The organism is Ornithinibacillus massiliensis (assembly GCF_018310345.1).
Lineage (GTDB): Bacteria > Bacillota > Bacilli > Bacillales > Amphibacillaceae > Ornithinibacillus > Ornithinibacillus massiliensis.
Map to the genome: position 1 here is coordinate 244,914 of NZ_JAGXBY010000003.1, position 23,465 is coordinate 268,378.

Sequence of the window (23,465 nt, forward strand, 5' to 3'; positions counted from 1 at the left end):
CCTACTAGAAACGTAGGCTATTTTTTCGTACAAAAGGGACTTACTAAAATAACAAGTGCCTCTTTCCATTTTATTTAGTTTGCAGAAAATCGATTACTTGATGAACTGCCTTTTCCGCTTGGTCAATACAATCTGGAATCCCGACACCTTCAAAGGAACTACCTGCAAAATATACTCCTGGAAGTTGTTCACTTGCCTCTTGACGCGCCTTTTCAATTCTCTCTATATGACCAACAGTATATTGTGGCATGATATTTTTCCATCTAGAAATCACACTAAATTCTGGTTCAGCAGTAATATTCATCGTTTTATTTAAATCGTTTAAAACGAGTTGAACTAATTCCTCATCCGGTAAATCTACAACTTCTTGATCATGTGGTCGACCAACATAACAACGAATCAATGCTTTTCCTTCCGGTGTACTGGATGGCCACTTCTTATGTGTCCATGTACACGCGGTAATACGGAAATCACTATTTCTTGAAACGACAAATCCTGTACCATCAATATCCTGCTTAATTGCTGACTGATCAAAGCCCATTGCTACGTTAGCTACCGAGCTAGATGGAACATCATCAAATGGCTTGAGGAAATTAAATTGGCTAAACATCTTCGGTAATGTTTGATGTGGAGTTGTCGTAATAACACTAACAGCCTTGATTACATCCCCACTGTCCAGCAATACATGATAGCCTGTATCCTTTTTCTCAATGTGATCCACAATCGAATCAAGTAAAATGGTGTTTTCATCTAGTTTTTCTACTAGTTTATCTACTATCGTTTGCAGTCCACCTTTAAAAGAGAAAAACGCACCCGGTGTTTTGCCAGTTGTTTTTGGTGGAGTTGGTACCGTTTGTTTTAATCCTTTTATTAAACTACCATACTTTTGCTCCAATTGATAAAAGTTAGGGAAGGTAGCCATTAAGCTCATTTCATCAATATCACCTGAATAAATGCCTGATAGTAAAGGTTCAATTTCATTATCGACTAACTCATTTCCAAAACGGCGTCTGAAAAAAGAACCTAGTGATTGATCTGGCTGTTCTGGCCCTTTAGCCTTTACCAAATCAAACAAAGCACGTATCTTTCCAGTAGGCGATACAAGACCTGAACGTAAAAATGGTCCGATTTTCTTCGGTACTCCCATAAAAGCGCCCTTTGGCATTTTATGTAGCTTCCCTTGCACGAGAATATAGGACTGCCCAGTGCCGTTTCGGATCATCTCGTCTTTTAATCCAAGCTCTTCTACTAACTTAACACCGGGTTTCTTTCTAGCAATCATAGAATCTGCACCACGTTCAATAATAAAGCCATCACGCTTTAACGTGTTTATTTTTCCACCCACACGACTACTTGCTTCTACCAATCGAACCTGATATGGTAAATCCTTCTCTCTTATCGCTTTTTGTAAATAATAGGCAGCGGATAACCCTGTTATCCCACCGCCTATTATCACGATTGTTTGCTTATTCATTACGCATCACGCTTTACTCGTTCTTGTACAACACCTGCTAACGTCTCAATAAATAAAGGATGTGTATTAGGCATAGCTGGGCGGAAATAGCTTGCTCCTAATTCATCACATACTACTTTACATTCATAGTCATTATCGTAAAGAACTTCTAAGTGATCAGCGATAAATCCAACTGGTGCATATACAAATGCACGATAGCCTTTCTCTTCATATAGTGCTCTTGTTAAATCCTGAACATCTGGTCCCAGCCAAGGATCTGGTGTATTCCCTTCACTTTGCCATCCAAGTTCGTAATTTTTGATTCCTGCTTTTTCAGAAATTAATCTTGCTGTTTCCGCTAATTGTTCTGGGTATGGATCACCGTTTTGTAAAATTTTCTCCGGAAGACTATGTGCAGAAACAATAAGTACTGCTTTTTCACGTTCGTCAGCAGACATTTTTGTGTATTCTCCATTAATCTGTTCTGCCCAATATTGAATAAATCCGGGAGCATCATACCAGCTTTCAACTGCTTTAATTGAAATACCATGTTTTTCTGCTTCTTCACTAGCACGTGTATTATATGACTTAACACTAAAAGTAGAGTAATGTGGTGCTAATACGATAGATACTGCTTCTTTAATACCATCTTTAGCCATTTCAGCAACGGCATCCTCAATAAATGGTGTAATATGTTTTAAACCGATGTAAGCTTTGAATTCATATTCGTCTTGGCTTTCATTTAGTTTAGCTTCTAGTGCTTTTGTCTGTTCCTCTGTAATTCTAGCTAATGGAGAGGTCCCTCCGATAGCTTTGTAACGATCCTTTAAGTCTTGTAACGCTTCTTCAGAAGGCTTTCTACCATGACGAATATGCGTGTAGTATGGTTCAATATCCTCCTCTTTATATGGAGTTCCATACGCCATTACTAAAAGTCCTAATTTCTTTCTTTCCATTTTCCTACACCTCTTCATGAAAGTTTTGATTCAAGTGTTATCGCTTTGAATACGAATGAATTAAATCAGATAATCTCCTTAGTGTTTCTGGATTTATATCAGGTGTCACACCATGTCCTAGGTTAAACACGTGATGGCCATCTTCCATAGATTGGTCTAGAATCTCTTTTGTTCTAGCTTCAATAGTATCCCAATCCGCAAGTAGAATTGCCGGATCTAAGTTACCTTGCAATACCTTTGTTACCCCTAATTCTCTTGCTTCTTTAATCGAAGTTCTCCAGTCTAACCCAATTACATCAAGTGGTAAATCGTTCCACTCCAATAGTAAATGACTTGCACCAACACCGAACATAATAAGTGGTACTTCTTCGTTTTGCAATTCTGCAAATATCCTCGTCATAACTGGTTTAATATAGATTCGGTAATCGCGAGCATTTAAAGCTCCCACCCAAGAATCAAAAATTTGAATAGCTTTAACACCAGCATTAATCTGCGCTTTTACATACGTAATCGTCATGTCAGCTAATTTATCCATTAAAGCAAACCATGCATCAGGATTTGCGTACATAAATGCTTTTGTTTTACCGTAATTTTTAGAAGGTCCCCCTTCTATTAAATAACTAGCCAAAGTGAATGGTGCACCACTAAATCCAATTAATGGTACGGTTAACTGTTCTTCTGTTAACAGTCGTATCGTTTCCAATACATATGGAACATCTGCTTCAGGATTTATTCTTCCCAGTTTTTCTACATCTTCAATCGTTTTAATCGGGTTCCCAATAACCGGACCAATACCAGATTTAATTTCTACATCAACACCTAATGCCGGTAATGGGGACATGATATCTTTATACAGTATTGCAGCATCGACATTATATTGTTCAACAGGAAGTCTTGTCACATAGGCACACACTTCTGGTCGATGTGTTATCTCGAATAGAGAATACTTTTCTTTAAGCTTTCTATATTCAGGTTGTGATCTACCTGCTTGTCTCATAAACCATGCAGGTGTGTAATCTGTTTCTTCGCCTTTATACGCGCGAATAATCGTATCATTTAGCTTCATTTTCTCACCCTTTTGGATCTATCCAGTCCTTTTTAAGTAGTAATATAATAATAATTAACTATCCATTAGTTTCCTTCTCTACTATACCTATTTCGACATAATAAGTATAGAAAGAAGGGGCTATTGTCATCAATTTGTCTAATTTTAACATGATTCAAATGCCCCATTTTTAGGGAAAACAACGTACAGAAAATTATTACCTGGGAAATATTTGTCGAATATAGTCGTTAGCAATCTATGTTGTCCGGAACAGACCAATATTTAAGCAGATTCGGTTATAATTCCATTCATTATACGGTAAAATAGATCATAACGAACAATCCTGATGTTCCAACAATCATTATTATATAGATATTTCTTCTAAACTTAAAGTAATAAGAATTACTTTTTAATAATTATTATAGATAATTTTTTTAAAAAAGGAGTTTTTTCCTATGAAAGCCTATTTAACCAATGGAACGATTGATTTTTTAATCAAATTCGCTAAAAAATACCCAGCAATTCATTTTCACTTTATGAATGGGCCATCGAATGATATTGCCTATTATGAGGGAACAGATCAACAAATCTTTCAAGCAGGACGAGAGTATGACGTAATTGTTCAATCTGGCGATATAATGGAAACTGGTTATGTTGTGCTGAATAATATTCCTGTAATAGATGAGGGCAGACCATTATTTGAAGATAATTTTAAGAAAAGGCAAAAAGAGGTAGACAGCCAACCAGGATTTCAAGCCTTTCGTTTACTAAAGCCAATGTCAGGTAATACATATATAGTGTTTACTCAATGGGATTCTGCGCAAAGCTATGAGCGATGGAAAAACTCAGAAGCCTTTAAAAAAGCACACGCAGAAACAAAGCCTCCCGCATACTTTGCCGACCGCCCGTTTGTAACTACTTATAGCATGATAGAAAGAGATTAGAAAAAGCTTCCATTCATTTCTCTGTAGCAATATGCTAGTTTTTCTAATGCTAGCAAGAAACACTATTCTATCTACCAAAAACACCCGAACTAGTTCTAATAAGAATTAGTTCGGGTGTTTTTGATTACATAACGATATGTCCGCTGCTTTACTTCAGCACATACTCCTCAAAAAATGCAGCATACACTTCCTTCTCTTGCTGCCCTTCCAGACGGGCTACTTCTTTTCCATCCTCATAATGAACAAGGGTTGGAGTTGACTGAATTCCATACTTGTTCCCTTCAGTAGAGAATTCTAATAGATTTAATTTGACCATATCCACACCCATTTCTTCCGCTAAAGGAACTAAATATGGTGTTGTTGCCTTACAGTAGACGCAGATTGGGCTGTAGTAATAAACGGTAACAGATTCACCATTTTCTACTTTTTCGTTAAGTGCTTCTGGTAAAATCTGGTTTTGGTAGTTTGGATCATTTAATTGATCAATGGTTGCTTGTTCAAGATTCGTCTTGCCGTACGGATTATTTCCTTCAAGCGCTTTATTATTCTTATAATCTATTACGAAATATAGTGCAAAAAATAACACAACAACTGCTGCTATAATAATGATCATTTTCTTTTGCATGGATTATTTCCCCCTGGATTGTTTTAATAAAGATAAGTGTGTCACGAATATTAAGATAAATGCTGTCCCTGCCATAAATGGAATGGTAATAAACCCTAAGTAGTTTACATATTCAAAATTACATGGAACTAATCCGCAAGCCCCACCAGCTTCTAATGTAGGTAATTTCTGTATGAGATAATGATATGTAGATACACACATACCTATTCCACTTAAGATAAGACCTGGTAAAGCAATGGACAAGTCTTTTTTAAATAATGCTGTACCATAAATGATGACAAGTGGATACATGAGGATTCGTTGGTACCAACAAAGCTTACATGGTTCATAGCCAAGTATTTCTGAAAAAAACAAGCTACCTAATGTCGCAATAACAGATATTCCCCAAATACCAAGTAGGATATTTTCCTTTTTCTTCGTCAGTTTCATGTAAGGTTTCTCCTTAACCGTTTTAATTTCCTTAGTATTATACTAGGAATTCATACAAAAAACAAAAAAGAGGGCTTATCCCTCTTTTGATAAAATATTGTTTTTATGAACATACACCGCTGCCTGTGTCCGGTCATGTACATCCAACTTGGCTAGTATATTACTGACATGGGTCTTGACCGTCTTTATGCCTATATACAAATGATCACTTATTTCTTGGTTTGTCATGCCATTGCCTATACAAAGCAATACTTCCATTTCTCTCTCTGTTAACTCATCATGCGGTTTTCGAGAAGCACCTCTAAAGCTCGTCATCATTTTACTAGCTACCTTTGGTTCAATGACATTTTCCCCTTTTGCCGCTTTCTTAATAGCGGCGACTATTTCATCTGCTGAAGATGTTTTTAAAATATAGCTAAACGCCCCTGCCTCTAATGCTGGAAAAACTTGTTGGTCATCATAATAGCTTGTCAGAATAATGATCTTACAACTTGGATAATCCTCCATTACTAGCTTTGTTGCATCGATTCCAGTACCATTATCCATCATTAAATCCATTAATACGACATCTGGTTTTTCTTTAAGAATAAGCTTTGCTCCTTCATTACCACTACTCGCTTGACCAATTACGTCAATTTCTGCGTCCGTTTGTAGGTAAGCAATTATTCCCTTTCGAACAATTTCATGATCGTCCACCACCATAACACGAATCATTTCTCATCCCCCCGACTCTTTCTAAATTCAATTCTACTATTATTAACATGGTATGCGGATATCGATATAGGTTCCTTCATCGATATTCGAACGAATAGTAAAATTCCCACCTAACTCTTCACATCTTTCCTTCATTGTCTTAAGTCCATATGAGGTCTTTTTTGCATTATCATTCGATAAGTCGAATCCCATACCATTGTCAGCAATATGTAAGAAAAGCTCCCTGCCCCGTTTAACAACCTCTATTTTCACCTCTGTTGCATTTGCATGGCGAAGGATATTAGATAGCGATTCTTGTATAATGCGGAATACATGCTCTTCCGTAGCCTCAGATAAGGTTAAAGAATCATCTACTGTTAAATGAAAATCAATTTGCGATTTCTGCTTTAACTCTTCTACTAACTTTCTTACCCCACGTGGTAACGGATCGCCAGATAGATGCACCGGTCGTAGATGAAGTAATAATGCTCTCATTTCCGACTGTGCCTGGTGAGCCGCATTAGCAACCTCTGTCATCTGTTCCTTCGCGACATTTGGATTTAAATCGAGCTGCTTAATAGCAGCCTCCGACATCATCGTTAAAGCAAAAAGTTGTTGGCTAACGGCATCATGAAGATCCCTTGCAATTCGCTGTCTTTCTTCAATAACAGCCGACTTATGAGCAGATTTTGCTAATTCCGCCTTTTCATCAGCTAAACGCTGAAGGGAAATCACTTGGTTTTGCAGCTTTTCTCCAAGTTCATTTAACTCATTCCCAATTCGATTGAGCTCGTCTCCCTCATTAAAATAGATTTTCGATTGATAGTTCCCATTTGCCAGTTGTGTAATTAGCACTGATAAATAATCCATCCGTTGCTTTAGGTCTCCACTAGATCGAAATCCTACATAAATGGAAACAACAAAAGCAATTACTGCATATAAGCCAATAAAGAGAAAAATACTATTCGATGTAAGCCACTCTGGGCTAAACCAAACATAAATAGAGAGCAAAACAGCTAATATCGTAATTGTTGTCAAGAAGAACCCATTTAAATGTGAAATGATATAGCTGAAGCGAATACTTGAAAAGCGATTTTTCATCTCTCGCTTCCCCCCTTATACATAATCCACTCGAATGGAGCCAGCCTTTAATTTCAATGTTAAGTTAATCTTTCTCGTTGCAGAATCATAATTAGGTGTTACATAACTAAGGGAGCGATTAATACCATCCACTGTTTGCCCAACGATATCAATATCTCCTGCCTTTACAGAAGCATAGACTTGAAATTCAAGATTTTCAGGAACCAAAATATGAACATCACCAGCGAGAGAACTAATCGTAATCGGGATTTCCTTCTCAGGAATATAAGCTTTAGAAAAGTCATAATAAAAATCGCCAGCTAAAGTCTTGACCGTAGTTGGCTCAACCTTCCAGTTCGGTTGATTAAATTCATGATTCCCTACTGAAAAAAAAGAGTAATTATCATCTTTCTCAACCTTTGACCCCCCATTGTAGATCGTCACTTTAGGCTTAGTTGACTTTCCTATAAATAGAAAACCGAAGTAAACAATTAATAATGGCCATAGTTTAAATACATCTTTAAAAGCAAATTGGATGACATCAAATTTGTCCAATAGGAGCAAGGAGCCAAAAATGAAGAAGAAGGACCCCCATATCCAACTTCCTCCTTTATGTCTCATCCGATCAATCATCCATTTTAGACCGATTAGTACAATTAATGATGGAAAAATGTACCCCCACATATTCTTAGTACTTAATTCTGTTATTCCAATATTTTCTAACACGAGTATAACGCCGCAAATGATTAGTACTGCAGCTATTATATATCTAAAGAATCCTACTCTCATATCCTTCTCTCCCTTATACTAATTGATATTCTAGTATTTTTTTGTTTCTTATGTTATAGACTGCTATAAGGGTTATAATAATTCCACACACCACGATAATCCATTGAATACTTACACCTAAAGCAATTAATGAGGATGTGATAATATATGAAACTGGGGTCAGGCCTGTCGATACGGTCATAAACATACTCATCATTCTACCTAGCATTTTCTTATCTGTTGATTGCTGTAACATGGTTATGATAGGAATATTAATAATCTGTGTTAATACCGCCATCAGTGCAACTAAACCTGCCATCATCCAAACATTTGCAGAAAGTCCAACTGTACTAAATACGATTCCCAAACTAATCAAGCTACTTATTACTGCTTTACCAGGTTTCTTAAGCTTCCAGCTTGCTAGAATGATTGCGCCAGCTAATGCCCCAATCCCCATTGAAGTCTGAATCGTTGCTAAACTCACTGCACTACCTGCAAACACATCCTTCACGATAACAGGCATGCCAATTGCGATCGGTCCGGAGAAAAATAAGTTTAAAAATAACGCCATCACAACAACGGAAATGACCAGCTCATTTTTCCGCGCATATTGAAAGCCTTCCTTTAAATCCGCTAAAGGTGTATGCTTCTCCTCTTCTTGCTTTTCCAGTTTCACCCGAATAAAGATTACAGCAATGGACGCGACTAACAGCATCCCAAAGGCTACTGAAAATACTCCTGCAAATCCTAAAAGGGCAATAAGCGTACCACCTAATGCTGGACCAAGAATAGGACTAATCTGTGAAGTCATTTGAATAAAGGAATTCCCACGCTGTAGTTGATCCTCCTTTAATAAAGTTGGTATCAACGAATTCATAGCTGGATAACTAAATGCATCGGAAATGCCAAACAGTCCAGACAAAACTAGCAAATGCCAGATAGCTACCGAATCCGTTAAAATTAATATAACTAATATGCCAATCAGTACCGCTCGTGAAAAATCAGACCAAAAAAGGATAGTCCGTTTATTCACCCTATCAGCAATTAATCCACCAACAACTAATAAAATTAATCTGGGGATAGCTGCTACAAAAAACAATAGACCAAAATAAAAACGATTATCAGTTATGTTCAACATCAACCACTCTGCACCAATTAAATAAACAAAGTACCCTGGTGACGAAAATAATGCACTTATTAATAGGAGTACAAAATTACGATTTTTAAAAATTGGAATCTTTAATTCCTCTTGCTTAGCCACAGTATCCATAGCTATTGCTCCCTTCTCCACTTTCGTTACCTTTATTTTAGTCATTTTTCGAAGAAGGGAAAACCATCTCTAGAATGCTTTTGTCTCAGTCTTGAGACCGAGTCCTGATCCGTTGTATTAATTCATACAGATATATCAGTCCTAACAAGCATAAATATCCAAAGACAAAGCCTGCTACAATATCTGTCAAATAGTGCACATTAATGACGTAACGGCTAATTCCGATTGAGAATACTAATAAAGCAAAGAAAATCTGCACAAATAATACAACAGTAGATGACTTAATTTTTTTAGCAAGGAAATAAGCTATTAATCCGTAACAAACGATTGGGATCATGGCATGTCCAGATGGAAAGCTCTCCCCAATTGCATTCGCCTCCACCATAATTGTTGGCCGTTCTCTTGCTACAAGATATTTCATTAGCTTATTTAGTAGATGAGTAGCATAGATACCTAATCCAAATAATACACCAGGTAACCAATCCCGATATAAAATAATTAGTAGCGCCGCTATAATAACGGTCAAAGGATACATAAACGGTTCTGATCCTAAGTTAGTTATACCTCGAAAGAACGTATATATAAATGTATCTGGAAAGGTGTCAACTAGGGCCCTTGTCCATTGATCAACAAACGGTAACTCTCCACGAACAATCCTCACGATCCAAACTCCTATAATGGCTAACATGACACTTAAAAAAGTAGTCTGTACAATATGTCGCTTCTTCAATTAATAGAACCTCCTGATTAATAAATTCCTATTGTTTTAATCATAGCCTATCTCCTAACAATTTCAAATTAATTTTTGCACTGTTTCAAAAGATGCTATAATAAAAAAAACTAACGAGGGGGAACGATAGATGCTACAAGAGATTCATAAAGCAATTGAAAACTTATATCCAGAAATGGTGGATATACGCCGTTATTTACATCAATATCCAGAACTGTCATTCCAGGAATACAAAACAGCTGCATACATAGCAAATTTCTATAAAGACCTCGATATCCCCTATACGAAAGATGTAGGTGGTAATGGAGTTGTCGCAACCTTAAAAGGGGGAAAACCTGGGAAAACTATTGCGTTTCGAGCAGACTTTGATGCACTTCCAATTCAAGATGTAAAAGAGGTTCCTTATAAATCAAAGGTCGATGGAGTCATGCATGCTTGTGGACATGACGGCCATACAGCCACTCTCTTAGTATTAGCAAAAGTGATGAAATCCTTTCAGAAGGATTTACCAGGTACCATCGTATTTCTACATCAACATGCAGAAGAATACGCACCTGGTGGGGCAAAACCTATGATTGAGGCTGGTGTATTAGAAAATGTCGATGCCATATTTGGTACTCACCTATGGGCTACTACTCCTTTAGGGGTTATCCAAACAGCAAAAAATGTCCTCATGGCTGGTGCTGACCGATTTGAAATTAAGATTCAAGGCCAAGGTGGACACGGCGCCTATCCACATGAAACAAAAGACGCTATTGTTATCGGATCTCAAGTTGTATCTCAACTACAACAAATTGTTAGTAGAAGAATCGATCCATTAGAAACTACTGTCATCACCGTAGGTAAGTTTGAAGCTGGTGATGCATTTAATGTTATCGCGGATACTGCTACATTAATTGGAACGGTACGTTATTTAAATACCGATATACAGGAGCAAGTGATACAAGAAATGGAGAAAATTGTAAAAGGGATTTGTACCTCTTATGAATGCACCTATACATTCCATTACGAAAAAGGGTATCCACCGGTAATCAACCATAAGCAAGAGGCAGAACTAATCCTTGATGTTAGTAGTAAATTACCGGAAGTAGAACAGGCTGAAGAAATTATTCCGGTTATGGGTGGAGAGGATTTTGCTTATTATCTGCAAGAAAAGCCGGGTGCATTTTTCTTTACTGGAGCAGAAAAGGATGGAAATCACTATCCCCATCACCACCCACATTTCGACTTCAATGAAAAAGCTATGCCAATTGCAGCTAAAACTTTAATCAGTGCTTACTTTTCGTACCAAGAAGAGTGATCCGCCCTACTTATTATCCCTATTACGGTTATCGTGATTGGGATATATTTGTTCCCTTAAGACAATACCTAAACAGTTACCAATGATCTCGAAACCTTTTTTAAATTAGTCGTATAAACGGTATACAGACAAATTAGGGGGATATTTTATGGTACCAAATTATGAAAAACGGCATTTTTTTATGGCAATAGGTCAAGAAAGTAATCAGAAATTGAACTCTTATTAGAAAAAAGCATTCTCAGGGGAGATCCTAAGAATGCTTTTCTTGTACTAATTTCCGTTTTACAAATCCATTGGTAAAGCCAAAGGTAAACAGAAGTCCCCCTACCAATGTAATGAGAAACCCTAAATAAGCCTGGGCCAGCAAAAATACGATGGCATAAAGTACCGTTTGCACAATCGCAAGCTCTATAATCCACTTTAATAAAGCTTTTTTTCTCATTTCCACTTCCACAGGATACAAATCTAACCACATAATTGTGCGATGGTGTTGATATAAGGTCATCAGTTGGAAAATAGTCATATAAAGGAATAGAATCGCAAAGATAATCTTAATCCATATATTCGGTAAAAAGTAAATAAATACTCCACCAATAATAATTAACCGAATATACATTGATAAATAGTCTCCACCACGAATAAAGCTTATTCGATATAAGTAGTCATAGGTACTCTTCCGTTCAAAGGGAATGTTTCGTTCAATCATGGAAACTAACCATTGCCGCGATTTTATTTTATTTTTTAGATGTGGTACATCCGTAAACATATTAGCAAATCGATAGAAGGATTGCAGACGGTGTATATCCTTTTCCAATAATAATTCCCAGTTAACACCCGCTTTTTTTCTGGACAGGCTAAAATTATATAAAAAGACAATCGTGAACAAAATCGTTGTAATACTCGCAAGAATCATATTTCCATTAATAAGGAAATAAAACACCGAAATATTCAGTAACAGTTTAGCTACCTGATCGATCACACGAATATTTTTCTCACGGATTTTTAATATCCACCAATTAGCTATTAAATTCCACAGCTTAAAAATTAGCACCACAACAATGATTACGAGATAATTTCCTCGGTTCTCAAAACTTGTCGCGTACAATGGGCCAAATGCTGCCATCACGATAGCAACAATATAAAGCTGAATAACAAAACTATAGATTAGTGAGTTTCTAAAATATGCCCCCATCTGATGCTCAGCTGGAATTAGGAATACTAAATCCGGCTCCTTGAGGAGTGTGCGTACTGGACTATAGGTAACAACAATCCCCAATACGCCCCCCATTATCCAAGCAGTTGGAAAATTCTCTGGTAAAGTGGATAACCACTGTTGATAATAATAAGCTATAGCTGCAATAAAGAATAACATCGCAAAGGCAATATGCCCATTAAAGATATAACGTAAATACCGACTCATATCCTTTAAATGCGCACTAAAACGCTTCATAAAAAAGTCATGTGAATTAAACATGGCTATCTTCCTTTGTTAACTGTACGTATAAATCATCTAGTGCTGCCTTGGGCATTTGAAATTGCTCTCTTAGCTCCTCTAACGTACCAAGTGCTCTTATTTGTCCCTCATGTAAAATAACAAATCGGTCACAATATCTTTCCGCAGTTGCTAGTATATGGGTTGACATTAATATGCCTGAACCGTTTTGTTTCATATCCTCCATCAATTGTAAGTAAGACTGAATACCTAAAGGATCTAGACCGACAAATGGCTCGTCCACAATATATAGAGGCGGTTCAATTAAGAAGGCACACATAATCATCACTTTCTGGCGCATTCCTTTTGAAAAATGGACTGGAAACCATTTTAATTTCTTTTCCATTCGAAATTCTTTAAGCAATACTTGTAACCTTTTCTCAAACACATCTTCCGGAATATTATATGCCATCGCAGTTAATCGTAAGTGTTCATACAATGTCAGCTCATCGTACAGAATTGGCATTTCTGGAATATAAGCCATTTGATTTCGGTATTCGGAAGGGTTGTCTTTAAAGGTTTTCCCATTTATTGAAACTGAACCCTTCTTCGGCTGCATTAAGCCAATAATATGTTTAATAGTCGTACTTTTACCAGCACCATTTAAACCAATAAGCCCTACAATCTCTTTAGCGTTTACATCAAACGAAACACCATGGAGAACATTTTTGTGGGTATATCCCCCAACTAAATTGTTAATATGTAATAAAGGTTCCACAATTATTCCCCCTACTTGATCACTTGTTAAAAATTTTATCATTTATGGGGGGAAATTCCAAAGGAAACTCTCATACCTTTTTCGACATTTACATAAAAGAAGTGTATAGAAACGCGAAAAAAGTTCAAAATACTACTGTAGAGTCGAGGAAACCAAATAGCAACAAACCAATTTGTTAACACAAATGAGGTGTTAGTGTTGGAGAATAGTGATGCTTCACTAAAGGACAACATGAAAAAAACAAATGGGGTGTTTGCGAAAGATAATCTAATGAAATAAAACCCTTTTGTTAGAACATATCTCAACGCCAAGGGATACTAACAAAAAGGTTTTGTAAAAACCGGATAAGTTGCTTTAAGCAGTTTAGCGGTAGTACAAGTCCCCACATTAGTTTTCTTGTCCGCGGCTCTACAAAAACAGGCTCATCCTTTTTGGGGTGAAGCCTGTTTTCTTGTTTTGTATTAGCTTAAGACTTTACATTAATCAGACAGAATAGATAAAATAAAGGAAAAAGTTAGGAGTTGGTTATATTGGCACATGAAGATTGTATATTCTGCAAATTAATTGAAGGAGAAATCCCTTCAGCTAAAGTGTATGAGGATGAACACGTACTGGCCTTTTTAGATATTAGCCAAGTCACAAAAGGACACACATTAGTGATTCCTAAAAAACATGTGAAAAATATCTACGAAACACCGAGTGAAGTTGCATCAGAATTATTTGCACGCGTTCCCCGTATCGCAAATGCTATTAAAGTAGCTTTTCAGCCTGTCGGTATGAATTTACTAAATAATAATGAAGCACCTGCAGACCAATCCGTCTTCCATTTACATATTCATTTAATTCCACGGTATGGTGAAGGAGATGGTTTTTCATCGAACTGGAAAGTTCATACGGACGATTATACTCCTAGTGACTTACAACAGATAGCTGGTCAAATAAATAAGGAAATCAATTAGTCAAACAATTTGTAAATTAATTCTTTTTATTTTTGTCGATGTTTGATATACTTATGATAAGTTTCTGCAACTGACAACGAGTGTACAGTTGAGGAACAAAAATTTATGAGCTTAGATAGCTTAGCTGAGGAGAGGTACAAATGAATACAAGGGTTTTAGTCATTTTATCACTATTAGTAGGGATGGGTGCTGTATTGCATTTTATCATGCCCCCAATTTATGGTGTAACACCAGACATGATGTTAGCTATGATGTTTATCGGTATCATGTTATTTCCTAAATTGAAATATGTTGGTGTATTAGCAATTGCAACAGGGATTTTATCGGCGCTCACGACAAATGCACCTGGTGGTCAAATAGCCAATTTTATTGAAAAACCAATTACAGCCATCATCTTTTTTGCACTCTTTCTGTTAATTAAAGATCGAGTCAACATAAGAATAGGCGTACCTGTTTTAACTGCTGTTGGTACAATGATTAGTGGAGCCATTTTTCTTACATTAGCGTTATATGTCGTAGGACTAATGGATGGCGTATTTGTACTCGCTTTTGCTTCTGCTGTATTACCTGCAGCTGCTTTAAATACGGTGCTGATGATTATTATTTTTCCAGTAGTCCAGCAAATACTAAAGCGATCCAAGCCAATAGCTGTTTAATGAATGATAGGATAAATCCCCTGGCATCTGTGTTGTCAGGGGATTTTTTAAGGAAAACATTCCTAATACATACAAATAGAGAAACAAGGAAAAATTATAGTGAATGGGAAGGAGCGGGATTCATATGGCAAAAGGTAAATCTCTCATGCTAGGTATAATGGTAGGAGGTGTAGTTGGAGCAGTTACAACATTATTAACTACTCCATCATCAGGTAAAGAATTTAGAAATAAGGTAAAAGATCAATCCCAAGAATGGATGGAGCTTTTGGAAAATCTTAAACTGGATGGACTACGTCTTAAAAATCAAATTGCAGCAACATCTAAAGAAGGTGTTTCCCTCATTAAGGATTTAACACATGAAATGAAAAGCTCTATAGTCGAATGGAAAGAATCGGTAGAACCACATCAGAAAAACATTCACCAATATTTGGAACAAATTGAATCAAGCCTTAAGGATTTAGAAGAGAAAGTAAATGCTAGTAAGAAATAGAAAATGAAGATAGAAACCAACACTTTAAGTGTGTTGGTTTTTTTATTACAAATTATACTTGAAAGATGGTTGATCACTATTCTTCCTTGAAACTTTTTCCCTTCTCCTTCTACCACTAGCACTAAAAAACCTGCAAGCCTTATAAGCCTACAGGTTTCATCAATATTATTTATTATTCAATTCCTTTTGTCCACTCCGCAACTTTATCTGGATTTTCTTCTACCCATTTAGCTGCTGCTTCTTCTTCGTTCATACCTTCAGAGATATCAAGCATAACGGATTCTAAATCTTCCGGAGTCCAGAAGAAGTTATCAAGCACTTGGTAAGCTTCTGGTAAATCGTCCTTTAAACCTTTTCGAACCATCGTTTCAATAGTTTCTGCTCCACCGAATGTCCCCTTTGGATCCTCTAAATATTTCAGATCATATTTAGCGAATTTCCAGTGCGGAGACCAACCAGTTACAATAATTTCTTCTTCGTTCTCATACGCTTCTCCTAAAGCAGTGGCCATTGCACCACTTGAAGAGGTTACAACTTCCCAATCCTCGAGGTTTTCATAATCTTCTAATGCTTGTTCAGAAGTTGCTACTACACCTGCTCCTGGTTCAATGCCAGTAATCTTTTTACCAGCTTCGTCAGATAGATCTTCAATTGAATCAACATCCATATACGATGGTACGACTAACCCAATTTTAGCTCCTTCTAGATTAGGACCAAGCTGCTCCATTTGGTCACCATATTGCTCAAATTGACTACCATGTGTCGCTGGTAACCATGCAGCAACCATTGCATCAGCTTCACCATTTGCTACCGCTTCCCACATTATGGAGTTATCTAATGCTGTTAATTTTACATCATATCCTAAGTCTTCTAACACTTTACCTACAACATTTGTAGAAGCAATTTCGGTATCCCATGTTACATAAGCAAGATTAATTTCTTTCCCTGCTTCTGATGAACCCTCATCACTAGATGAATCATTGTCTGATGAGCAACCAGCTGCAAATAATGATAATGATAAACCAGCAATCAATCCTAGACGTTTCCAGTTACGTTTAAACATAATAGCTAACTCCCCTTTTAAAATAATGTATTTATATGGAACTTTTCATCATGAAAAGTTTACCAATAATACTCCTTATGAGGCATAAGCATTCCCGCACTTGAAGCGGAAGCATGCCTGATTTAAGCATTGTTTTGCTTATTCATGCTCTGTGTAAAACGATCAATTATAATCGCTACTATTACAATTCCTATACCGGCAACAAACCCTGTACCGACATCAGAACGCTGTAATGCTGTTAATACTTCTTTTCCAAGACCTGGTGCTCCAATCATGGAAGCAATAACGACCATTGATAGCGCAAGCATGACAGTCTGATTTATACCAGCCATAATGGTAGCCTTTGCCATTGGTAGCTCTACTTTAAAAAGTTTCTGAGCACCCGTACTACCAAATGCTTCTGAAGCTTCAATTAGCTCTTTTGAGACTTGACGGATTCCTAAATTCGTAAATCGAACAGTAGGTGGTGTTGCAAAGATTAACGATGCGAATACACCTGGAACCATTCCAATTCCAAAGAATGCAACCGCTGGTATTAAATATACGAATGCAGGCATCGTCTGCATGAAATCTAATACTGGTTTAAGAATTGCTTCTGCTGTTTTACTTTTAGACATTAGTATGCCGATAGGGACACCTATTATAATAGAGAGTAAACTTGCTATTAGTACTAGCGTGACCGTGCTCATTAACTCTTCCCAGTAACCTTGGTTGTAAATTAACCATAGTCCAACAAATGAAAAGATTGTCAAACCAATTTTCTTCTTAGATAAAACAAATGCTAAAATAGCGATAATAATCATAAATATATATGGCGGTATTAACATTAATACATCTTCAGAAAACCATTCCATAAAATTACCTAGATGTTGTTTTATCGGATCAAAGAAAATAGCAAATGTATCCTTTGTCCAACTCGTAAAGTCCTTAGCCCAATCTGCTATCGGTATTCCTTCTGTAAACCATTCTTTAAACATGTTCTAGATTCACCTCACTATCCCCAGCAAGAGCAGCAATGACAGCACCTCGTACAATTATTCCTACCAGTTTCTTATCTTGAACAACCGCTACAGGAACAGGTGAACCATTGATTACATTAAAAATGTCTTGCATAGTAGTTTCTTTTTCTACCTCTTTAATATCAGTCCGCATAATTTCTTTTAAGTCACGAACATCTTGTTTCCTTGCATCCGAAGCATCATCAGCTGTTACATATCCTTTTAAATTACGTTTACTATCTACTACTAAAATGCTAGATATACCAGATTCCTTCATTCGTTCTAATGCTACACGTGGACCGTGCTTTTCAATATTTATCGTCTCAGGTCGCTTCATGATATGTTGTGCCGTTAATACTTTTGAACGGTCAACATCTTCTACAAATCGTTCAACATACTCATTAGCAGGATTAACTAATATTTCCTCCGGCGTTCCAATCTGTACGATCGATCCATCCTTCATTAGTGCAATTCGGTCCCCAATCCGTAATGCCTCATCCAAATCATGTGTAATAAAAATAATCGTCTTTTTCATAGTAGATTGTAAGTCTATTAATTCATCTTGCATGTCCTTACGTATTAAGGGGTCAAGTGCTGAGAATGCTTCATCCATTAGAAGTACTTCCGGATCATTAGCTAACGCTCTAGCTAGACCAACACGTTGTTGCATACCACCAGATAGCTGGTCAGGTTTTTGATGGGCGTAACCACCTAATCCTACAAGTTCAAGTGCTTCTTTTGCTTTTTTTGTTCTTTCCTCTTTAGGAATCTTTTGAACCTCTAATCCAAATTCCGTATTTTGTAGAACCGTACGATTTGGAAAGAGTGCAAAACGCTGGAACACCATGCCAAGTTTTTCACGACGTACTTGACGTAGCTCCTTCTTATCCATTTTTGCTAAATCCTGTCCATCAACTAACATGCTTCCTTCTGTCGGGTCGATTAATCGATTTATCAGTCTTACTAACGTTGATTTACCACTTCCAGATAACCCCATGATAACGAAGATTTCTCCTGGCTCAACCGTAAATGATGCTCGATTAACACCAACAGTACTACCTGTCTTTTTTAAAATTTCTTCCTTTGATAATCCTTTATCCAAAAGTTCTAATGCCTGCTTTGGATTTTTCCCAAAAACCTTTGATAGGTTTTTTGCCTCTATAATCGGCAAAACCTTCACCTCTTTCTATACAATTAACATCTATCCATTAAATCCTTGATTAATAGATTGATTTCATAAACGCCGTGTTTTGCTTACTGTATTACTATATACTTTATTGTACGAACAGGACAAACTTGATATTCTTTAATTTTCGAACATATAAATTGTACAGTTTATTCTGTACGAATTATACAGTGTCTTTCCTTATAAATACTCCATAATACTCCATAATCCACCTTAACTATCCATTTTTAATTAAAGTGATACTATTGTAACCTTAAGTTAGGTACATATAGGAGGGTTTCATGTTGAATAGCAGCAACGAAACGATTAAGAACGGTATATTATTGGAATTCGCTAAAACAATTGAATTATTTGAGCTATCCCCTTTAGAAGCTAGAGTATTTACGATACTATATATGGAAGCGCAACCTCTAACGTTAGATGAACTTAGTGAAGCATTAGGAAAAAGTAAAACCTCCATGAGTAATAGTGTTAGGAGTTTAGTCGATCTAAATCTAGTAAAGCGAGTGTGGAAAAAAGGAGTACGTAAGGATTTATACCAAGCCAACAGTCAACTTTTTAAGCACTTCATGAATTCCTATCTAAAGAAGTGGCTCGATGCCACATCTGATCGAAAAGATGCATTGCTAGAAATTCAAGGTCAAATTGAACAGATAACTACAGATGAAAGAAATCGAGATTTAGAGAAAAGGCTGCTTCAAATCATGCAGTTTCATAAACAATTAGAAGAATTCTTTTATGAAGCTTCTCAAATAAAAAAAGATGACTATAGGGGATAACCTCTATAAGCCATCTTTTTTTAGGATTTGAATAAATTCATCTAATAAGTCTGGAAAATAACCTTCTCTTCTTAAAGCATAAATTGTATCTGTTGGATTTAGTTTTGGATTCAGTAACCCTGCAAACCTAGCTAAAAGGGAGGAATAATGCAGTAATCCCTCTTCTTTCTGTTCTATATACTCCGAATTAATATTCTCTAATGTATGAAATATTTCCTTATATTCTTCTTCTGTTATTTCATTTTCGATAACAAGCTTCGTGAAAGGGAATTTATTCACATCGATAATTCTCGTTAGCAACTGTAAATGAAATGTTGCCAGATTGTTATGCTCACTCATCTCGAACCCCCTCTTTCGCCCACTCTTTACTTAGTTATCAGAATATAATTTCAATTGCTAGTATTTTTATATAATTTTTTTTCGTAAATCCTATTGCAATTTCCTCTATAAGATACTATCATCAATAAGGCTTTAGAATTAATAGTCATTCCTTTAGACAATCATTCATAGTCTAACATAACGAAGTGAAGGAGAAGGCATATAATGAATTGCTGGAAATCTGTTAATTTAAATAAGCAATATGGTATGAGATGGATTAATTTAATATCTTGTTTTACTAGTCTTATAACCTTTATCATACTTTATGTACCATTCTCCATGTTACATCAAGGTAATTCAGTTAGTGATTCAGGAATTTTCCTATTTGTACTGGCAATCATCTTATTGCCAACACTTCATTCTTTATTGCATATTTTACCATTAATTATGATAAATAGAAAAATGAAATTAATAATCAATCGAAAAAGAGGACTACCGATATTTACCTTCTATGCGGATGCACGAATTAAGAAGTATGCTTATATTTTATCAGCACTAACCCCTACTATTGTCTTAACATTTCCCGGGATTATTGCATCATTACTTTTTCCAAGTATATATGTTTATTTTCTTTTATTCACATCTATTAATGTAGGCATGTCCTTTTTAGACTTTTTATCAATCAAACACATTATCAAAGCACCTAGACAATCTTTTGTGGAAAAAGACGATCAAGGCTTTGATATACTATTGAAAGCGAACTAGAAGAGGCATCTAATCTTGCTTCTTCTTTTTTACTATCCAATAATTGAATTTTTTGTTACAGTATTTTATATGTACTAACCTACTATTATTTCATTTTTACGTTTTTTTATACATAACGCATTAATTAGCAGTTTTGCACGAGGAGGTTGTAAGGTATGTTCCTTATTTTTCTTATTTATGGATTTATCATTTTAGTTATATTTAATTCTTTAACTGATAAATTTTGTAAAAAATTGGAGATGAATGATAACAAGCAAGCGACTGTATTTCGATTTACTAATATTATGATACTTATCTTACTTGTATCCTCATACATTAAAGTATTAAATGCTATGGTTTAACATCACTTGCCTAATGGTAATTAGCTCCATATCTTCATTTTTACTTTCCATTACAATTTCAAGATAAAGTGTGTAAAAAATAAGTAATTCTGGATTTAGCTATTATTTTATTGATAAACTATGGTATATTAATCATTAGTTATACGAAGTAATAAAGAAGAGATTAGGAGTGTAATGTAATGAAGAAACTAACAATCGCTGCAACTATTACAGCAGGTGTTTTATTATTATCTGGATGCAGTAATGATGCAAATTCAGAGGTAGTTGTAGAATCTACAGTAGGAGACATCACAAAGGAAGACTTCTATAATGAAATGAAAAATTATATTGGTGAAAGTGCTCTTTACAATATGGTTGTCATTAAAGTATTAGAAGATAAATATGAAGTATCAGATGAAGAATTAGATAATGCGGTACAAGAAGCCAAAGATGCGCAAGGTGACATGTTCAACATGTGGTTAACACAACAAGGTTACCCAGATGAAGAAGCATTCCGTGACCAAACATATCAAAGACTACTCCAAGAAAAACTTATGTTTGAGGATATCGAATTCTCCGATGAAGAACTTGAGGATAAATTCAATGAAATGAAAGAAAATCGAGAAATCGAAATTCGTGCAAGCCACATCCTAATTGAAAAAAATGAGGACAGAACTGCTGAAGAAACAGAAGCACTTGTTGCAGAAGTACAAAAGAAACTTGATGAGGGCGAAGATTTTGCAGAACTTGCAAAAGAATACTCTGATGATGGCAGTGCTGCTAATGGTGGCGACTTAGGTTACTTCACAACCGGTAGAATGGTTAAGGAATTCGAAGAGGTTGCTTTTACTTTAGAAGAGGGTGAAATTAGCGGGCCAGTTGAATCTAACTTTGGTACACACTTCATCCAAGTAACAGACGTTCCTACCTTCGAAGATAAAAAAGAAGACATTCGTCGTCAACTAGCATTAGAGCAAATTGATTACAATGATGTTCAATCTAAATTGGACAAGCTAATTGAAGATGCTGGCGTAGATATAAAAATTGAAGAATACAAAGATCTGTTCACTACTCCAGAAGCACAAGGTTAATAAACTAAGACTGCCACCAAATCTGAATTTGGTGGCAGTCTTTTTTTACCTAATTAGTTACTTCCTTTTGCTCTTGTCTACGTTGTTCACGTTCTTCTTCTATTCTTTTCATATACACTTGACCTTCACGTTCAATATATTGCTTCTCCAGTGCTCTTTCCGCACGCATTGCCCGAAAAGCCATATAACCACTAAAGAAAATAAATAAAATAACCATGAAAACCCACCAAGGCATTCCAAATATCATTATTCTACCCCCTTGTCCATTGCTACTTATTCCAATTATATGTACAAGAGGGTAGAATATTACTTAAAAAAACTGCTCATTCAAACGTAGGCTTATAGAACGATCGATTGTCCATTGCATATAAACGCTCCGTAAATTCACCAGGTTTCACTTTTTCTAATGCACGATTTAACATATTCATCTTTGCATCGATTAAATCAATTAAATGCAATAATTCCGCTTCTCTTACTAATGGTGGTGTTGGACTCCCCCACTCGGCTTTCCCGTGATGTGATAAAACTAAATGCTGTAGGATGAGGACTTCTTCTCCATCAACTTCTAACTCTCTTGCTATATGACCAATTTCCTCTACCATCATTGGTATATGACCAAGTAATTTTCCTTGAAGTGTATAGGTAGTAGATACAACACCAGATAATTCTTTTAACTTGCCAATATCATGTAATATAATGCCAGCATATAAAAGGTCCTTGTTTACCTGTGGATACAGGTCACATAATTCCCTAGCAATCTTTAACATACTAACAATATGATGGGCAAGACCAGATACATACTCGTGATGGTTACGTGTAGCTGCTGGATAAAGGGATAGTGGTTCTTGATACTTTTTAATAATCGCTCGAACAATTCGTTGAATCGTTGGATTTTGCATTTCAAAAATAATCTCTGTCAGCCTAGTCATCAATTCTTCCCGTTCTACGGGGGCTTTTTCTAGAAGATCAGCAACTTGAATACCATCTGTCGCTTGTGCTAGTCGAATAGAATTGATTCGCATTTGAGGTTTCCCGCGAAATTGATTTATTTCACCAGTAATGCGAATAATTTGTTCCTGAACAAACAGTGCTTCATCTTCCCCTGTCACGTCCCAAAGCTTTGCTTCGATTTCCCCTGTTGCATCTCGTAATACAAGTGTTAAAAACGGTTTACCATTACTTGCCGTTCCTTTAGTTGCATCCTTTATTAGGACAAATCCTTCAAATGAATCTCCTATTTGATGATGGCCAATCCCTTTTCCCATTCCTTTTATCATGTTATCGTTCCTCCCCCATAATAGAAATGAGATTGACTTGCATTCAAAAAGCAAACGTCA

General features: G+C 36.2%; 26 protein-coding genes. 8 read left to right on the plus strand and 18 right to left on the minus strand.

Features of this window, described 5'->3' with window-relative positions:
* Positions 1-70 precede the first annotated feature (70 nt).
* Genes hemY through hemE form a run of 3 tightly spaced genes read right to left on the minus strand, consistent with a single transcriptional unit; the run spans position 71 to position 3,475 of the window.
* The gene (gene hemY, locus KGF86_RS09850) at positions 71-1,474 is read right to left on the minus strand and encodes a protoporphyrinogen oxidase (protein WP_211741730.1); all 1,404 of its coding nucleotides are present in this window, start codon (positions 1,472-1,474) and stop codon (positions 71-73) included.
* Positions 1,474-2,409, minus strand: a complete 936-nt coding sequence (hemH, locus tag KGF86_RS09855) for a ferrochelatase (RefSeq protein ID WP_211741731.1) — start codon at positions 2,407-2,409, stop codon at positions 1,474-1,476. Before hemH ends, hemY begins: the two co-directional genes overlap by 1 nt.
* Positions 2,410-2,446: 37 nt before the next feature.
* Positions 2,447-3,475 carry a uroporphyrinogen decarboxylase gene (gene hemE / locus KGF86_RS09860; RefSeq protein ID WP_211741732.1) on the minus strand — a complete coding sequence of 343 codons (1,029 nt, stop codon included), beginning with the start codon at positions 3,473-3,475 and terminating at the stop codon, positions 2,447-2,449.
* A 434-nt stretch (positions 3,476-3,909) separates the two neighbouring features.
* On the opposite strand from hemE, the gene KGF86_RS09865 reads away from it, so the two are divergent.
* Positions 3,910-4,398: an antibiotic biosynthesis monooxygenase family protein gene (locus KGF86_RS09865; RefSeq protein ID WP_211741733.1), complete on the plus strand. Its 489-nt coding sequence runs from the start codon at positions 3,910-3,912 to the stop codon at positions 4,396-4,398.
* 148 nt (positions 4,399-4,546) lie between these two features.
* On the opposite strand, the gene KGF86_RS09870 is transcribed toward KGF86_RS09865, so the two are convergent.
* From KGF86_RS09870 to KGF86_RS09900, 7 genes are all read right to left on the minus strand, one after another.
* Entirely contained in the window at positions 4,547-5,023 is a 477-nt protein-coding gene (locus KGF86_RS09870; protein WP_211741734.1) for a thioredoxin family protein, read from the minus strand.
* Positions 5,024-5,026: 3 nt separating this feature from the next.
* Complete coding sequence (locus KGF86_RS09875) at positions 5,027-5,452, minus strand: disulfide oxidoreductase (RefSeq protein ID WP_211741735.1); 426 nt, start codon at positions 5,450-5,452, stop codon at positions 5,027-5,029.
* 75 nt (positions 5,453-5,527) lie between these two features.
* Positions 5,528-6,166, minus strand: a complete 639-nt coding sequence (locus KGF86_RS09880; protein WP_211741736.1) for a response regulator — start codon at positions 6,164-6,166, stop codon at positions 5,528-5,530.
* Between the two features lie 42 nt (positions 6,167-6,208).
* A complete protein-coding gene (locus tag KGF86_RS09885; RefSeq protein WP_211741737.1) occupies positions 6,209-7,246 on the minus strand; it encodes a sensor histidine kinase in 1,038 nt (345 codons plus the stop codon).
* 15 nt (positions 7,247-7,261) lie between these two features.
* Entirely contained in the window at positions 7,262-8,014 is a 753-nt protein-coding gene (gene liaF, locus KGF86_RS09890) for a cell wall-active antibiotics response protein LiaF (RefSeq protein ID WP_211741738.1), read from the minus strand.
* A 13-nt stretch (positions 8,015-8,027) separates the two neighbouring features.
* Positions 8,028-9,308 carry an MFS transporter gene (locus KGF86_RS09895; RefSeq protein ID WP_246521450.1) on the minus strand — a complete coding sequence of 427 codons (1,281 nt, stop codon included), beginning with the start codon at positions 9,306-9,308 and terminating at the stop codon, positions 8,028-8,030.
* A 40-nt stretch (positions 9,309-9,348) separates the two neighbouring features.
* A complete protein-coding gene (locus KGF86_RS09900) occupies positions 9,349-9,993 on the minus strand; it encodes a phosphatase PAP2 family protein (RefSeq protein ID WP_246521452.1) in 645 nt (214 codons plus the stop codon).
* A gap of 130 nt (positions 9,994-10,123) precedes the next feature.
* Here KGF86_RS09900 and KGF86_RS09905 point away from each other — a divergent pair, with 130 nt between their 5' ends.
* Positions 10,124-11,293 (plus strand): M20 metallopeptidase family protein, encoded by a 1,170-nt coding sequence (locus tag KGF86_RS09905; protein ID WP_186869336.1) that lies wholly within the window; start codon positions 10,124-10,126, stop codon positions 11,291-11,293.
* A gap of 250 nt (positions 11,294-11,543) precedes the next feature.
* Here the strand turns inward: KGF86_RS09905 and KGF86_RS09910 are convergent, their stop codons facing one another.
* Together KGF86_RS09910 and KGF86_RS09915 are read right to left on the minus strand one after the other, a co-directional pair.
* Positions 11,544-12,767, minus strand: a complete 1,224-nt coding sequence (locus KGF86_RS09910) for an ABC transporter permease (RefSeq protein ID WP_211741739.1) — start codon at positions 12,765-12,767, stop codon at positions 11,544-11,546.
* Positions 12,760-13,503: an ABC transporter ATP-binding protein gene (locus KGF86_RS09915; RefSeq protein ID WP_211742021.1), complete on the minus strand. Its 744-nt coding sequence runs from the start codon at positions 13,501-13,503 to the stop codon at positions 12,760-12,762. Before KGF86_RS09915 ends, KGF86_RS09910 begins: the two co-directional genes overlap by 8 nt.
* A 530-nt stretch (positions 13,504-14,033) precedes the next feature.
* Between KGF86_RS09915 and KGF86_RS09920 the strand changes: the two genes are divergently transcribed.
* From KGF86_RS09920 to KGF86_RS09930, 3 genes are all read left to right on the plus strand, one after another.
* Positions 14,034-14,462, plus strand: coding sequence for an HIT family protein (locus KGF86_RS09920; RefSeq protein WP_186869333.1), 429 nt, complete (start codon positions 14,034-14,036; stop codon positions 14,460-14,462).
* 140 nt (positions 14,463-14,602) lie between these two features.
* Positions 14,603-15,118 (plus strand): tryptophan transporter, encoded by a 516-nt coding sequence (locus KGF86_RS09925; protein WP_186869332.1) that lies wholly within the window; start codon positions 14,603-14,605, stop codon positions 15,116-15,118.
* Positions 15,119-15,242: 124 nt separating this feature from the next.
* Complete coding sequence (locus tag KGF86_RS09930; RefSeq protein ID WP_211741740.1) at positions 15,243-15,608, plus strand: YtxH domain-containing protein; 366 nt, start codon at positions 15,243-15,245, stop codon at positions 15,606-15,608.
* 172 nt (positions 15,609-15,780) lie between these two features.
* Here KGF86_RS09930 and KGF86_RS09935 read toward each other — a convergent pair whose 3' ends face one another.
* The 3 genes from KGF86_RS09935 to KGF86_RS09945 all read right to left on the minus strand — a co-directional run bounded on the left by KGF86_RS09935 (position 15,781) and on the right by KGF86_RS09945 (position 18,840).
* Complete coding sequence (locus tag KGF86_RS09935) at positions 15,781-16,671, minus strand: glycine betaine ABC transporter substrate-binding protein (RefSeq protein WP_186869330.1); 891 nt, start codon at positions 16,669-16,671, stop codon at positions 15,781-15,783.
* Positions 16,672-16,793: 122 nt separating this feature from the next.
* On the minus strand, positions 16,794-17,648 hold the full coding sequence (locus KGF86_RS09940) for an ABC transporter permease (RefSeq protein WP_186869329.1): 855 nt from the start codon (positions 17,646-17,648) through the stop codon (positions 16,794-16,796).
* Positions 17,641-18,840: a quaternary amine ABC transporter ATP-binding protein gene (locus tag KGF86_RS09945; RefSeq protein WP_186869328.1), complete on the minus strand. Its 1,200-nt coding sequence runs from the start codon at positions 18,838-18,840 to the stop codon at positions 17,641-17,643. The genes KGF86_RS09940 and KGF86_RS09945 overlap by 8 nt, the downstream gene beginning before the upstream one ends.
* A 296-nt stretch (positions 18,841-19,136) precedes the next feature.
* Here KGF86_RS09945 and KGF86_RS09950 point away from each other — a divergent pair, with 296 nt between their 5' ends.
* Entirely contained in the window at positions 19,137-19,634 is a 498-nt protein-coding gene (locus tag KGF86_RS09950) for a GbsR/MarR family transcriptional regulator (RefSeq protein WP_211741741.1), read from the plus strand.
* Positions 19,635-19,637: 3 nt separating this feature from the next.
* Here KGF86_RS09950 and KGF86_RS09955 read toward each other — a convergent pair whose 3' ends face one another.
* Entirely contained in the window at positions 19,638-19,973 is a 336-nt protein-coding gene (locus tag KGF86_RS09955; protein WP_211741742.1) for a DUF1878 family protein, read from the minus strand.
* Between the two features lie 204 nt (positions 19,974-20,177).
* Between KGF86_RS09955 and KGF86_RS09960 the strand changes: the two genes are divergently transcribed.
* Positions 20,178-20,717 carry a DUF3267 domain-containing protein gene (locus KGF86_RS09960; RefSeq protein ID WP_186869325.1) on the plus strand — a complete coding sequence of 180 codons (540 nt, stop codon included), beginning with the start codon at positions 20,178-20,180 and terminating at the stop codon, positions 20,715-20,717.
* Between the two features lie 520 nt (positions 20,718-21,237).
* Positions 21,238-22,128: a peptidylprolyl isomerase gene (locus KGF86_RS09965; RefSeq protein WP_186869324.1), complete on the plus strand. Its 891-nt coding sequence runs from the start codon at positions 21,238-21,240 to the stop codon at positions 22,126-22,128.
* A 49-nt stretch (positions 22,129-22,177) separates the two neighbouring features.
* Here the strand turns inward: KGF86_RS09965 and KGF86_RS09970 are convergent, their stop codons facing one another.
* Positions 22,178-22,375, minus strand: a complete 198-nt coding sequence (locus tag KGF86_RS09970) for a sporulation YhaL family protein (RefSeq protein WP_186869323.1) — start codon at positions 22,373-22,375, stop codon at positions 22,178-22,180.
* Between the two features lie 76 nt (positions 22,376-22,451).
* Positions 22,452-23,393, minus strand: a complete 942-nt coding sequence (gene yhaM, locus KGF86_RS09975) for a 3'-5' exoribonuclease YhaM (protein WP_186869410.1) — start codon at positions 23,391-23,393, stop codon at positions 22,452-22,454.
* Between the last annotated feature and the right edge of the window lie 72 nt (positions 23,394-23,465).